This window comes from Pseudomonas sp. CFBP 5748 (genome assembly GCF_053850495.1).
Window position 1 is genome coordinate 467,262 of the sequence record NZ_JBSPTN010000003.1, and the last position, 13,037, is coordinate 480,298.

General features: G+C 62.1%; 12 protein-coding genes. All 12 read right to left on the minus strand.

From position 1 onward, the window contains the following. Positions 1–165: 165 nt before the first annotated feature. Positions 166–3,261, minus strand: coding sequence for an MdtB/MuxB family multidrug efflux RND transporter permease subunit (locus ACWNZ1_RS09585; RefSeq protein ID WP_256453189.1), 3,096 nt, complete (start codon positions 3,259–3,261; stop codon positions 166–168). Further along, positions 3,258–4,574, minus strand: a complete 1,317-nt coding sequence (locus tag ACWNZ1_RS09590) for an MdtA/MuxA family multidrug efflux RND transporter periplasmic adaptor subunit (protein ID WP_456027600.1) — start codon at positions 4,572–4,574, stop codon at positions 3,258–3,260. Before ACWNZ1_RS09590 ends, ACWNZ1_RS09585 begins: the two co-directional genes overlap by 4 nt. Before the next feature lie 177 nt (positions 4,575–4,751). After that, positions 4,752–5,252: a thiol peroxidase gene (gene tpx, locus ACWNZ1_RS09595; protein ID WP_135845662.1), complete on the minus strand. Its 501-nt coding sequence runs from the start codon at positions 5,250–5,252 to the stop codon at positions 4,752–4,754. A gap of 198 nt (positions 5,253–5,450) precedes the next feature. Further along, positions 5,451–6,122 carry a DUF3313 domain-containing protein gene (locus ACWNZ1_RS09600; RefSeq protein WP_135845663.1) on the minus strand — a complete coding sequence of 224 codons (672 nt, stop codon included), beginning with the start codon at positions 6,120–6,122 and terminating at the stop codon, positions 5,451–5,453. Positions 6,123–6,215: 93 nt separating this feature from the next. Beyond that, complete coding sequence (locus ACWNZ1_RS09605; RefSeq protein WP_135845664.1) at positions 6,216–6,710, minus strand: hypothetical protein; 495 nt, start codon at positions 6,708–6,710, stop codon at positions 6,216–6,218. 98 nt (positions 6,711–6,808) lie between these two features. Continuing rightward, positions 6,809–7,306 (minus strand): GNAT family N-acetyltransferase, encoded by a 498-nt coding sequence (locus ACWNZ1_RS09610; protein WP_135845665.1) that lies wholly within the window; start codon positions 7,304–7,306, stop codon positions 6,809–6,811. A 117-nt stretch (positions 7,307–7,423) separates the two neighbouring features. Beyond that, the gene (locus tag ACWNZ1_RS09615; RefSeq protein WP_135845666.1) at positions 7,424–8,404 is read right to left on the minus strand and encodes a LysR family transcriptional regulator; all 981 of its coding nucleotides are present in this window, start codon (positions 8,402–8,404) and stop codon (positions 7,424–7,426) included. A gap of 92 nt (positions 8,405–8,496) precedes the next feature. Continuing rightward, positions 8,497–9,441 (minus strand): peptidylprolyl isomerase, encoded by a 945-nt coding sequence (locus tag ACWNZ1_RS09620; protein WP_256453190.1) that lies wholly within the window; start codon positions 9,439–9,441, stop codon positions 8,497–8,499. Further along, positions 9,438–9,917: a YbjN domain-containing protein gene (locus ACWNZ1_RS09625; protein WP_406550140.1), complete on the minus strand. Its 480-nt coding sequence runs from the start codon at positions 9,915–9,917 to the stop codon at positions 9,438–9,440. Before ACWNZ1_RS09625 ends, ACWNZ1_RS09620 begins: the two co-directional genes overlap by 4 nt. A 19-nt stretch (positions 9,918–9,936) precedes the next feature. Continuing rightward, entirely contained in the window at positions 9,937–10,584 is a 648-nt protein-coding gene (locus ACWNZ1_RS09630; protein WP_135845669.1) for a DNA repair protein, read from the minus strand. Positions 10,585–10,599: 15 nt separating this feature from the next. After that, the gene (locus ACWNZ1_RS09635; protein WP_265072085.1) at positions 10,600–12,291 is read right to left on the minus strand and encodes a putative porin; all 1,692 of its coding nucleotides are present in this window, start codon (positions 12,289–12,291) and stop codon (positions 10,600–10,602) included. Positions 12,292–12,330: 39 nt separating this feature from the next. Continuing rightward, entirely contained in the window at positions 12,331–13,035 is a 705-nt protein-coding gene (locus ACWNZ1_RS09640; protein WP_135845671.1) for an energy transducer TonB family protein, read from the minus strand. Positions 13,036–13,037: the final 2 nt, after the last annotated feature.

A 13,037-nucleotide genomic window follows, 5' to 3' on the forward strand; every position in this document is an offset into this window, starting at 1 on the left:
AGACTTCAAGCGACTGGCTGCAAGAAATGGCTAGGCTTTTGTGGCGAGGGAGCTTGCTCCCGCTTGAGTGCGCAGCGCTCACAAAAGGGGCTGCTGCGCAGCCCAGCGGGAGCAAGCTCCCTCGCCACGAAAAGCCTCCATGTCCCAGGATTCCGGACGCGGCCATCATACCTGGACCTCTTTCCCTTCCGGCTTGGCAAACCGCCGCCCCAGACGATCAAAATACAGGTAGATCACCGGGGTGGTGAACAACGTCAGTATCTGGCTCACCAACAACCCACCCACCATCACCAACCCCAGGGGCTGGCGCAGTTCGGCACCGGAACCGGTGGCGAGCATCAGCGGCACCGCGCCGAACAAGGCCGCCAAGGTGGTCATCAGGATCGGCCGGAAGCGCAGCAACGCAGCCTGGTAGATCGCCGTCTGCGGGTCCATGCCCTGGTTGCGTTCGGCGTCAAGGGCGAAGTCGATCATCATGATCGCGTTCTTCTTCACGATGCCGATCAGCAGGATGATGCCGATGATTGCGATCATGCCCAGGTCGTTGCCACTGATGATCAACGCCAGCAAGGCGCCGATGGCCGCCGAGGGCAATGTCGAGAGGATAGTGATCGGGTGGATGTAGCTCTCGTACAAAACGCCCAGGACGATGTACATGGTCACCACCGCCGCCAGGATCAGCAGCAAGGTGCTCGACAACGATGCCTGGAACGCCTGGGCCGCGCCCTGGAACTCGGTCTGCACCCCCACCGGCATGCCGATGTCCTGCTGGACCTTCTCGATCACATCCACCGCATGCCCGAGGGCCACGCCCGGCGCGAGATTGAACGACATCATCACCGCTGGAAACTGACCGATATGGGCAATCGCCAGTTGCGCCTGACGCTCCTCGACACGGGCCAGGCTCGACAGTCGGACCTGGCCGCCATCGGTGGTCTTGACGTGAATCTGATCCAGCGCCTGCGGTCCGATCCGTTCCCCAGCCTGGGCTTGCAGCACCACACGGTACTGGCTGGCCTGGGTGTAGATGGTGGAAATCTGCCGCTGGCCGAAGGCGTCATACAATGCATCGGTGATGTTCGACACCGACACGCCCAGGCGTGAGGCGGCGTCGCGGTCGATCACCAGATAAACCTGCAAGCCCTTATCCTGCAAGTCACTGGCGACGTCGGTCAGTTCCGGCTGCTGGGCCAGGGCCTCGACCAGACGACCGCTCCAGAGGCTGAGCAACTCGGCGTCCGGCGACGACAGGCTGAACTGGTACTGGGTGCGACTGACCCGATCTTCGATGGTCAGGTCCTGCACCGGTTGCATGAACAGGCGGATGCCCACCAATCGGTCCAACTGGGGCTGCAAGCGGGTAATGATCTCGCTGGCGCTGTCATCCCGCTCGCTGTGGGGCTTGAGGTTGATCAGCAGCCGGCCACTGTTGAGCGTGGCGTTGTCGCCGTCCACGCCGATGTAGGAAGACAGACTCTCCACCGCCGGGTCGGCGAGGATCACCTTGGCCAGTTGCTGCTGGCGCTCGCTCATGGCCGCGAAGGAAATCGACTGCGGCGCCTCGGAAATGCCCTGGATTACCCCCGTGTCCTGCACCGGAAAAAAGCCCTTGGGCACGGCCAGGTACAACACCACCGTCAGCACCAGGCTGCCCACCGCTACCAGCAGGGTCAACGGCTGATGCTTGAGCACCCACTGCAACTTGCGCCCATAGGCGGCGATCAGCCAGTCGATCCAGGCGCCGCTGGCGCGGTAGAAACGGCCCTGTTCTGCCTCCTTGGGTTCACGCTTGAGCAGCCGGGCGCACATCATCGGCGTCAGGGTCAGGGACACCACCAGGGAAATCAGGATCGCCACCGCAAGCGTGATGGCGAACTCACGGAACAGCCGCCCCACCACGTCGGCCATGAACAACAGCGGGATCAGCACTGCAATCAGCGACAAGGTCAGGGAGATCAACGTGAAACCGATCTGCTTGGCGCCCTTGAGCGCAGCCTGCAATGGGCTGTCGCCCTCTTCGATGTAGCGGGCGATGTTCTCCAGCATGACGATGGCATCGTCCACCACGAAACCGGTGGCGATGGTCAAGGCCATCAGCGTCAGGTTGTTGATGGAGAACCCGGCCAGGTACATCACGCCAAACGTACCGATCAACGACAGCGGCACGGCCACCGACGGAATGATGGTAGCGCTGACGCGACGCAGGAACAGGAACGTCACCATGACCACCAGGACGATGGCGATCAGCAATTCATGCTGCACGTCGGTGACCGAGGCGCGGATGGTCTGGGTGCGGTCGGTGAGCACCGTGACGTCCAGGCCGGCCGGCAGGTTGTCGGTGATGCTCGGCAGCAGGGCCTTGATCCGGTCCACCACTTCGATGACGTTGGCCCCTGGCTGGCGCTGGATGTTCAGCAGCACGGCCTGGTTTTCATTGGCCCAGGCGGCAAGACGCTCGTTTTCAGCGCCGTCGACAATCTGCGCCACATCCTTGAGCCGCAACGGTGCGCCGTTGGCGTAGGCCAGGATCAGTTCGGCGTAATCCTTGGGCGAGGTCAACTGATCGTTGGCGTCGAGCATCGAGACCCGGGTCGGGCCGTCGAAGTTACCCTTGGGCTGGTTGACGTTGGAAGCCCCGATCAGGGTGCGCACATCCGCCAGGTTCAGGCCGTTGGCCGCCAGGGCCTCGGGGTTGACCTTGATCCGCACGGCCTGGCGCTGGCCACCGGCGATGGTGACCATGCCGACCCCGCTGATCTGGGCGATTTTCTGCGCCATGCGGGTGTCCACCAGGTCATTGAGCTTGGGCAGCAGCATGGTCTTGGAGGTGATTGCCAGGGTCAGCACCGGGGTATCGGCCGGGTTGACCTTGTTGTACACCGGCGGTGCCGGCAGGTCCTTGGGCAACAGATTGGTGGCCGCGTTGATCGCCGCCTGCACCTGCTGCTCGGCGACGTCCATGTTGATGTCGAGGTTGAAGCGCAGGGTAATCACCGACGCGCCGCCGGAACTGGTGGAGGCCATCTGCGTCAGGCCCGGCATCTGCCCGAACTGGCGCTCCAGGGGGGCGGTCACCGCGCTGGTCATCACATCGGGGCTGGCGCCCGGGTACAGGGTCATCACGCGGATGGTCGGGTAATCGACCTGGGGCAATGCCGACACCGGCAGCAGCCGATAGGCGATCAGGCCAGCCAGGATGATGGCCAGCATGCTCAGGGTGGTGGCGACCGGGCGAAGGATGAACAGCCGCGAGAGATTCATGCGCCGCCCTTTTTCGCCTTGTCGGCCACGGCCGATTCAGTCGGGGTCGCCGCGGTTTTGCCTTGCAGGTGCTCGGTCGGCGTAGTGGGCACGTCCTGGCTGTCGTTGACCACTTCCACTTCGCTGCCCTCCTTCAAGCGATCGGTACCTTCGAGCACGACCCGGTCGCCAGCGGCCAGGCCTTCGGTGACCACGGTATTTTCACCGTCGCTGGCGCCGATTTTCAGCTTTTTGATGGTGACTTTCTTATCGCCGTCCAAGGCATAGACGAAGGTGCCGTTGGTGCCGAACTGAATGGCGGCCGTCGGCGCCAGGACCACACCTTTGAGGGTGTCGGCCAGCAGGTGGACGTTGACGAATTGGTTGGGGAACAGCGACTGGTCGCGGTTGTCGTAGCGGGCCTTGAATTTCAGGGTGCCGGTGGTGATGTCAATCTGGTTGTCCAGGCTTTGCAGCACACCGCTGGCCTGGAGTTTCACGTCGCCACGGTCCCAGGCGTCGACCGGCAGTTTCGCCCCGCTGCGGTAGCGGGCGAGCACTGTGTCGAGGTTGTTTTCCGGCAGGGTGAACACCACGCTGATGGGCTGGGTCTGGGTGATCACCGCCAGAGCCGTGGTGTCGTTGGCCGCCACCAGGTTGCCGACGTCCAGTTGTCGCAGGCCGACCCGCCCGGAAATCGGCGCACGAATCTTGGTGAACTCCAGGTTGAGCTTGGCGTCGTTGACCGCCGCCTGGTTGGTCTTGACCGTGCCCTGATACTGACCCACCAGCGCGGCGGCGGTGTCGAGGGTCTGCTTGGCAATGCTGTCCTCGGCATACAGGCCACGATAACGCTCGAGGTCCACCTGGGCATTCTTCAATTGGGCCTGGTTCTGCAACAGCGTGCCTTCGGCCTGGAGCAAAGCGTTCTGGTACGGACGCGGATCGATCTCGACCAGCAGGTCCCCGGCCTTGACCATTTGCCCTTCTTCAAAAGCAATCTTGACCAGCTCACCGCCCACCCGGCTGCGCACATTGATGGTGTTGAGGGCCGTGACCGTACCCAGCGCCTTGTAGTACAGCGGGAAATCCCCGGTGACCGCCGGTGCCACCCGCACCGGGATGGGCCCCGTTGCACCGCCGAACCCAGGTCGCATGCCACCCGATCGTCCCATGTGTCCAGCCGCGGCCTTCTGCTCTGCCGCGGTTTTTGGAGCCGTGCCGGCGGGCCAGAATTTCCAGACCAGCAGCGCGACGACCAATACGACAAACAGACCGAACAGCCAGCAACGGGAATTGCGGGAAACAGAGGATTGCATGGAGTGATCAACCATTGGGCGCGTGGGCTTCTTTTACAGGAGGCTGAACGATAAGCACTGGCAGGTATTTAGCAAAGCGCCTTTACCGGCAATTTACCTTTGGCTTACGCATCGCATAGTCGGCTAAGGCCTTGAAGCGCAAATAAAAACGGCCTGGACGAGACCAGGCCGTTAATAATTGTAATAAATACGTTACTTCAGAACGGCGAGCGCGGCGTCGTAGTTCGGTTCTTCACCGATTTCCTTGACCAATTCGCTGTGCAGCACGGAGTCGTTTTCGTCCAGCACGACCACGGCACGGGCGGTCAGGCCTTTCAGCGGACCGTCAGCGATGGCCACGCCGTAGTTCTCGATGAACTCGGCACCACGCAGTGTGGACAGGTTCTGAACATTTTCCAGGCCTTCGGCACCGCAGAAACGTGCCTGGGCGAACGGCAGGTCAGCCGAGATGCACAGCACCACAGTATTTTTCAGATCATTGGCCTGGGCGTTGAACTTGCGTACGGAGGTCGCGCAGGTCGGGGTGTCGACGCTTGGGAAAATGTTCAGCACTTTGCGCTTGCCGGCGAAATCCTTCAGGGAAACGTCCGACAGATTGCCGGCCACCAGGGAAAAGGCTGGCGCCTTGGAACCGGCTTGTGGCAACTGGCCATTGACTTGAACCGGGTTGCCTTTGAGAGTGACTTGAGCCATGAACGGTTTCCTTCTGACTTGTTTGAAAATGGTGGAGGCCGGAGTTAACCATAAAACGGCTTCTCGACCTATGGCTGGATTATTTAGGAGCTGGCAAAACCTGCGATCTTTTGATTCTTGATTTTTCGCTTGAGACTCGATTGTCAGGGGAAAGATCGCAGCCTCGCTTCGCTCGGCAGCGCCTACGGATGTCGGCGCCTATTTAGCCTTGAGCTTGAGAAACGACTGGTGCAGATCCGCCGCCCAGCCATCGATCACGCCCTTGACGTCATCGGGTTTCATCACCTGGGACTCGTTGGACAACGGTTTACCGGTGCCCTTGCGCACCACCTGGGCAACCACCGCATTGCTGCCACCGTCGAGGAACACCGCTTCGGTGCCCAGTGTGGTTTCCTGGTCGCGAATGCCGCTGGCAGTGCTGACGGCGGCGGCCACCAACGCAATCGGAACCACCTCATAGGGTTTCAGGCCTTCGGTCTTGCTGCTGACTGCGGTAATGGCCGCGCGCATCACCAATACCCCCGGCCCGGGCGCGGTTGCCAAGGGCAAGGATTTTCCCGCTTCGCGCTTGAGCGCCTGGTCGTAGTAACCGGTGATGCCGGACAAGGTCGCCTGGGGGATCCTGGTGGTCGGCTGCGGCTTGGGATAAAGCTGCGTCGGCTCGATGTAAAGGCTGGTGTACTTGCCCGGATCGATCTTGGGATCGACCCAGCGCATCACCTCGGCCCCCGACGGTGATTTTTCCTCCTTGAGCCGGCTGTAATCCCCCAGGAAACCGGAGTATTCATCCGGCTGGGTGATCTTGCTGGAGCAACCCGCCAAGGCGAGCGAGGCGATGCATACGGTGCCAATCATTGACGCGAACTTCATGCTGTCACTCCTGTAAGCCACACGAGATGGGGCCGGGCATTACAGGTATAGCCAATGGTCAGGTTTTTGCCTGCTCTGAAAAGAACAAGTGATTCAGCTTCGCTCACGCGGTATCAGGCTTTGTAACTGCTGTGCGAGAAAACCGGCGTCGAAGGCAAACGTGTCCGGGTCTTTCAACCCGTTGGTCCGGCGCCATTGCCACTGCACCGAAGGTGGCTGGCAAACCAGCGAAATGCTGCCATAACGTGTTGCGGTCAGTCCCATGATCGACAGGGAAATCTGTCCGCCCGGCCCCATGACCTCCGGCACGAACTCCACCGGCTTGCCGGTAATGGACAAGGTCAGTTTTTCCGTCTTGAAAGCCGACGTTTCTACCGGAACACTCGGCCCATGCGCCACATACGCCTCACGGCGCAACTCCAGGAGGTTCGGCGCCATGATTGGCGCCAGCCATTGTTCGATTTGCCCGTACAACGCCTCGATCTGTTGCGCCCACACCGCTGCCTGGGCCTGGTGCTGTTGCTTCTTGTGCGCCTCGCTGTCGGCGTAGTGACGAAGCATCTCGCCCAATTGCTGTACATCGTCCATGCGCTGTTCCTCGATTAAGGGCCTGCTGCGAAACTGGATGATGACAGGTTCAAGACGCCGGCGTACGCAAAAGCCACTTCGCCTGACCGGCTGCCCCTTCAGCGCAGTCGCGCCATGGCCAGGGTGTCCACCCAGCGCCCGTCACGCACGGCATAGTCGCGCATCAAGCCTTCGGTTTCGAAGCCGAACTTTCGGTACAACCCGATGGCGGCCTCATTGTCAGCGTATACGGTCAACTCGACCCGCCGCAGATTCATCCAATTGTCCGCCACGTCCAGCGCGGCGGCCAGCAGCATCGAACCCACGCCCCTGCCCTGCCAGGCGACTGCCACCCCCATGCCCAGACTGCCGCAATGAGCACGACGGATGCGCGAGTACTGTTCCAGCCCGAGATTACCGATGACCTCGCCCTGATGCAGCGCCACCAGTTTCACCAGGCGTTCATCATCCATCGCCAGGCGCTTGCGCCAGACCTCGGTGGACTGGAAAGGCATCTGCAGCACCTGACGGGTGACCGCCGGGTCGTTGTAGAGCGCGGTGACACCTGTGATATGGGCTTCAGTGAAGCGTGCAAGGGTGATTGAAAACTCGGACATGTGGCTCCTCCCTGGAGAGATGACAAGGCCAATCACTATAAGCCGTCGATCATCCAAGTGGCCAGGTCCCCTGTGGGAGCGAGCAAGCTCGTTCCCACAGGTTTATCGCGATGCCAACTAGGGTTGAAACCACTCCCTGCGTTCATCCAGAGTGTGGTGAATCAGCTCGACGAGCATCTGCACCTCCGGCGAGCCTTGGGCCTGGGCGTTGATTGCCATCCACAGGTGGCGCTGCATCGGCAGGCCGAACAGCCCCGGCAAGGCGACCAGACCCCGGTCAAAGCGACTCATGTACTGCGGCAACAGGCCAATGCAGGCGCTGCAGCGAATCATTTCCAGCATCAATTCGTAGGATTGCACCTGCACCACACCCACACGGCGTTGCTCCATCAAGGCGTTCCACGGCGTGAAATTGTCCACCTGACGGTCCGCCTGCCATTGCACCAGCATGTAATCGTTCAAGTCGTCCAGACAGTCCGGGCGGGTCGTCGGTCTTGAATAACGTTTGGCGATATGCGGCACATAATCCAGGCGTCCCAGTCGCTCTGGCGCCAGGGTGGCAAAACTCGGCCCCGGCACCGCGGCGTGCGCATCGCTCAACCACAGCACCAGGTCGGCAGTGACAGCCTGCAGCGCCAGTTCACTGTCCAGGGTAATGATCTGCAAGCGCACGCTGGCATTGCGTCGCAGCAAGGAGATCAGGTTGCGGCCCAGGATGTCATGCAGGATCGACTCGGCCACAGCCAGGCGAATCAGCGGTTGATCGGCCAGGGACGGCAGGCCTTCGTTAGCCAGGGCCACCAGCCGCGCCTGCAACTGCCGGCCTTCACGACTGAGGGTCAAGGTGTTGCCCTGAAAGCTGAACAACGTGCATTGCAGGCGCGCCTCCAGATGCGCCAGTTGCTTGCGCAACCAGGTCGTCTTGACGTTGAGGCTGCGGGCCGCCTGCATGAAGCAGCCGCAACGGGCACTGACCAGAAAACACTGCGCCACCTGCGGCTCGATACCCCCGACCAGCGCCAGCCAGGGAGCGGGAACACGCAACGGCGTGCGATAAGGGGTAATAGCCTGGCGTCCTGCGGGCTCGATGAATGACATTGGTGACTCCCTGTCGGTTATGCGAATACGTGTGGCTGCGCGAGTCTTCCAAACAACACAGCTCCCTCGCCACGGGTTTGGTGTAGACCTGGCTAAAGCCCCTCCTCCAACACCTTGCTCAACTGTGCCCCATCAATACTCAAGGTCGCGGTGTCGAGCATGCCGTCCAGGTAGGCCTTGGCGATCTGCTCCTGGCGCTGGGCGCGCAAGGCCTGGGTCAGGCGCTCGCGGACTTCGTCCAGGGTCGCCTCCCGGGCCGGTTGTTGTTCGGTGAGCTTGATCACATGAAACCCCGCCGCACTCTGCACCGGGTCCGACACAGCGCCGATTTTCAAGCGTGCCACCGCCTCACGCACCGGCGGCACCAGTTGCTGCAGCGGCTGGAAACCACTGTCGCCACCGCGCTCGGCACTGGCGCGATCCTGGGAAAAACGGCTGGCCAGGACGGCAAAATCGGCGGGCGACGCCTGGGCTTTTTTACTCAGTTCCAGCGCTTGCCGGCGCACAGCCTCTACCGTTTGCGGGTCAGTCGCCGCCAGGAAAATCTGACTCACCCGGTACAACGCTGGCGCGGTCCAATTGGCTTTCCCGGCGTCGTAAGCCTGCTTCAACTCTTCGTCACTGGGAAAGCCGGCCGGCACCTGGCTGACTGACTGCAAGTAGTCGCGAAAGACGATTTGCTCGACGGCAACCTGCGTCTGGCGTTCCACTTCCGGACGCTGCCGCCAGCCCTGGGCATCGGCTTGCTCCAGCACCGCTTTTTCCGCCAGCCGCGCACGGATCCAGCCTTCCAGCGCAGCCCGGTTGCCACGCATTTGCTGGCGAACTTCGGGGGCCAGGGTTGCCAACAACGTCTTGAGTTCATCAGGGCTGACTTGCTGGTTGCCCAACCGCGCCAGGCTCGGCGCGTCGACTGAAACAACGCTTGCGGCTTGCACCGCAGCCACCGGATCGTTGCCCGGCCGCAGGCCAAGCACCACGGCCACGGCGACCAGCCCTAGCGCCGCGGCGCTGATGACGACAGTCGGTTTTTTCACGATGCGGCAACCTCCTCCAGCGAGACCTCGGCGGCCTCGTCCTGGGTTTGCACTCGCGCCGCGTTCTGGCTGTATTCGCGCAGGTAGACAATGAACTCCTGCAACAGGCGATCCCACAGCTCCAGATTGCTGCGCAAATGATCGGCGCTCACGCCTGCGGCGACCACCACGTCCATTTCCATCACCAGGAACTCGCCTTGCAGCGACAAACGGGCAAAGCGCCGCGAGGCGTTCCACAGTTCCGCCAACCCGGCCGGCAACTCACCCTGCACGCGCAAGGCGCAGCTAAAGGTGAAGTCCAGATACTCGCCCGCCGTCGGCGCCGGGTTGCCGAAGCGCACCGCATAGCCGATGCCCTGGCTGGCACTGAGCAGCTGCACGATGCCGTTTTGCTCGGTTTCGTTGACCCGGTATCCGGCGGTCTGCAACAGCTCGGTCAGGGACTTTACCGAGACGTGTTCGATCATTGAAGTCATGTCGATTCTTCCTTGCTAATCAGTGAGTGATCGAGGCCTGGGGCGCATCGAAACGGTTCTTGTAGAGGTCATCGCCAAAGCCTTGGGCCAGTTCTTCGAAACGCACCCGAGTCTTGGCGGCGAACGGCTGGCGGATCTTCATGATGTCGCTCACATCAATGGTTTCGTAGGCGTGGAGCAGCGTCTTGGCGACTTCGTACATCTGCTGATTCTTGACCGAACATTGCTGCACTTGTGTGTCACGCTCGGTCAATTGCGCCGCCAGACGCGCGCGCTCGGTCTCCTTGCCACGGGCCAGGGTCAACAGTTCGTCGTAGGCTTTCTTGAACTTGCCGATCTGCTCGTTGCTGGCCGCGACCTGCGCCTGGGCCTGGCTTTGCAGGTTTTGCTGGTGCCCGGCCAACTGCTCATTCAGGGCCTGGGCCTTGCTCAGTTGTGCAGTCAATTGCTTGATCTGCGCCTGGGCCTCCTTGGCTTGGCCCTCTGCAGCCTGCCGCGCTGCGCTGGCCTGGGCCTGTTCGCTCTGCAGGGCTTGCAACTGCGCGGTGGTGCTGCGCAGCTGGGCCCGCAGTCGTTCTTCCAGGCCTTCGCCGTGAGCCAGGCCGCTCAGCAGCAGCCCCAGCACCAGCAACGCACCCGGACATGGGTATTTGGCTCGCCTTTTCATGAGGCCTCCCTGCGCTTAAAAGCGCGTGTTGATTTCAAGCTGCAAGACATCGATGTCGTACGGCGCGCCGTACACCGCTTCGGAACTCAGCCAGCGGCCAGTGGCGAAGACGTTGCTCGCCAAGCCATAGTTGCCGCCCAGGAAATAGCCCTTGGCGTTGGTGCCGCCCAAGTGGAACGACGAGTCATTGAAGCCGTCCGGCAAGGCGTCCGGCTGGATGTACTTGTAGCCGGCGAACAGGTTCCAGTCGCCCTCGCGCTTGAGCTCCAGCGAATTGCCCAGGGTGAACTGGAGCATCCAGGCGTTCGCGCCGCTTTCCACGTTGCCGTCACTGTCCAGGTTGTTGGCGAACTGCCCTGCGGAACGCTTGCGCATCTCGCCTTCGTCGTAGCCCAGGTTGTGGACGTAGTTGGCCTGGCTGCGCAGTTTCAGGTCTTCGGGCAGATCGGCATCCCATACCAGGTTCAGGTCCAGCAGGTTGAACTCCGAGGCCAGGCCGACATACTGCGGCTGTGGCGTGGTGGACGGGTTGAGCGGGTTGGGCGTGATGTCCCGCAGCAGGAACACGGTGTTGCCCTTTTGCATGAATGCCACGCGTGAACCGTCGCTGTCGCAGCCAGGGTCCCCTGCCCAAGGTTGGCACGGCGAAGAACGCTGGCCTTCGATGTCGTCGAAACGGTAGTAGGCCAATGCCCCCTTGAGGCGGTTGCTGCCGTTGATCGCCCAGTTGGCCCCCAGTTGCGCGCCGTACAGCCACTTGTTGTCGCTCTCTTCCTTGTCCGAGCCATTGCTGGTGCTGGTGTCGTTGGTGTACTCCACCGGAAACGCCCCGACGGTGCCGAACAGGCCCCAATCCTGATTGAGCTTGCGGTTGAAAATCGCCGCCACGCCGTCGAAGTTCAGGTCACCGGAATAGAGCAGATCGGTGGCGAAAAACGGGTTGGCGATACGCCCGCCGGTCAGGGTCAATTCATCCGAGGGCTTCCAGGTCAGGTAACCCTGGTCGAGCCAGATGTCTTTCTTGCCAAAACCGCCGCCCAGGGTCTGCGTGGTGGACACCGGGTTGTTGTCCGAGCCGGTGCCGATGCGAATGCCCGCGGTCCATTGCGGGGCTATCACCGCTTTCATACCCAGGCGTGCGCGCAGGCGAAACAGGTTTTCCCGGTCTTCGCGGGTGTTGAGCAGCGGTGGCAGGCTGGAACTGCTGTTGGGATTGACGTCGTACGGCCCCCGGTCATTGAGTCGGGCGAAGTCGACGATTTCATTGCTGTTGGTGCCCGAGTAGTAGCGCGACTCATCCCGCAGGCGAATGTCACCATCAAAACTGATCCGCGAAACCCAATCCGGGAACGTGTTGGGCTGCGCCCAGTTTTCCTGTTTGGCGGTGGCCATGACTTCAGCCTTGACCTGATCCCGAATCTGCTCGCGCACGATATTCGGCACGTATTGCACCCGCACGTCCCCCGGCGCACCGGCGGGCGCTGCGGCAATCGCCGTGGCCGCCTGGCGGGCCTGCACGGCTTCCCGTTCGGCCTGGGCGATCAAGCCATCGGCCTGGTCCTGCTTCAACACGCCCTGCTGCACCAGCAGGCGGATCAGATTGATCGTGGCGTTTTCCGAAGGCGCCGGGGCGGCCAACGAGTGCCCGGACAGGCCCAGAACGATCAGGCCGACTGCCCACGACAATCGATTCACATTGGAAATCATCTGCACACAACTCCTGTTGGCAAGCTGTCAAATAGTCGGTTAACCCGGACGCCGTCCCTGCAAGGACAGGCGTACAGGCAAAGTCAGGGAGGCCGGTGGCCGCTCACTCAAATGGGGCGCGGTACGCAGGGCTGTCATCACCTGTTCATCCACTTGCGGGTTGCCGCTGGACTTGACCAGCTCGACCCGGGTGATTTCGCCCACGGCACTGAGCCAGACGTCGGCCTGCAGCGAGAACGCCAGGCTGCGCAGGTCGGGGTTTTCCCGCAGCAGACGCTGAAAGGTGAACGCCAGGAACTGGCTATAGGTGCCATTGCCCAGGCGTCCGCCGCCGGCCCCGGCCATGCCGCCCCCCTTGCCGGCGCCGATGTTGAAAGCGTCATTGCCAGACTGGGCATCACCCTCCATCTGCATCGGGTTGGCCAGGTCATCCACCGGCGACGGCGGCGCTTCTTCCTCGGGCTTGACCTCTTCGGGTTCCGGGGTCGGCTCTGGCTCGGGCACCTTTTCCTCGACCTGGGGCTCCGGTTCCTTGGGTTTCTCCGGCGGCGGGGGTGGCGGTGGCGGCAGTGGGATAATGGTCGGCACCTTCGGCGCTTCGCGCCGCACACCGCTCATGTCGTTGGCCCACTGCCACAGCAGCCAGGCCGCCACGGCGCCGAGCACCAGGCCAGCGGCCCACTTGAGCAGGCGCAGCGGCGAGGTCTTCACCGGGGGCGGGTTGATGGGAAGTCTGGCAGTCATGA

Coding starts and splice junctions, on each gene's coding strand:
- ACWNZ1_RS09640 (WP_135845671.1), bottom strand. CDS start 13,035: ATGACTGCCAGACTTCCCATCAACCCGCCCCCGGTGAAGACCTCGCCG.
- ACWNZ1_RS09615 (WP_135845666.1), bottom strand. CDS start 8,404: ATGTCATTCATCGAGCCCGCAGGACGCCAGGCTATTACCCCTTATCGC.
- tpx (WP_135845662.1), bottom strand. CDS start 5,252: ATGGCTCAAGTCACTCTCAAAGGCAACCCGGTTCAAGTCAATGGCCAG.
- ACWNZ1_RS09635 (WP_265072085.1), bottom strand. CDS start 12,291: ATGATTTCCAATGTGAATCGATTGTCGTGGGCAGTCGGCCTGATCGTT.
- ACWNZ1_RS09630 (WP_135845669.1), bottom strand. CDS start 10,584: ATGAAAAGGCGAGCCAAATACCCATGTCCGGGTGCGTTGCTGGTGCTG.
- ACWNZ1_RS09590 (WP_456027600.1), bottom strand. CDS start 4,574: ATGGTTGATCACTCCATGCAATCCTCTGTTTCCCGCAATTCCCGTTGC.
- ACWNZ1_RS09605 (WP_135845664.1), bottom strand. CDS start 6,710: ATGGACGATGTACAGCAATTGGGCGAGATGCTTCGTCACTACGCCGAC.
- ACWNZ1_RS09610 (WP_135845665.1), bottom strand. CDS start 7,306: ATGTCCGAGTTTTCAATCACCCTTGCACGCTTCACTGAAGCCCATATC.
- ACWNZ1_RS09625 (WP_406550140.1), bottom strand. CDS start 9,917: ATGACTTCAATGATCGAACACGTCTCGGTAAAGTCCCTGACCGAGCTG.
- ACWNZ1_RS09600 (WP_135845663.1), bottom strand. CDS start 6,122: ATGAAGTTCGCGTCAATGATTGGCACCGTATGCATCGCCTCGCTCGCC.
- ACWNZ1_RS09585 (WP_256453189.1), bottom strand. CDS start 3,261: ATGAATCTCTCGCGGCTGTTCATCCTTCGCCCGGTCGCCACCACCCTG.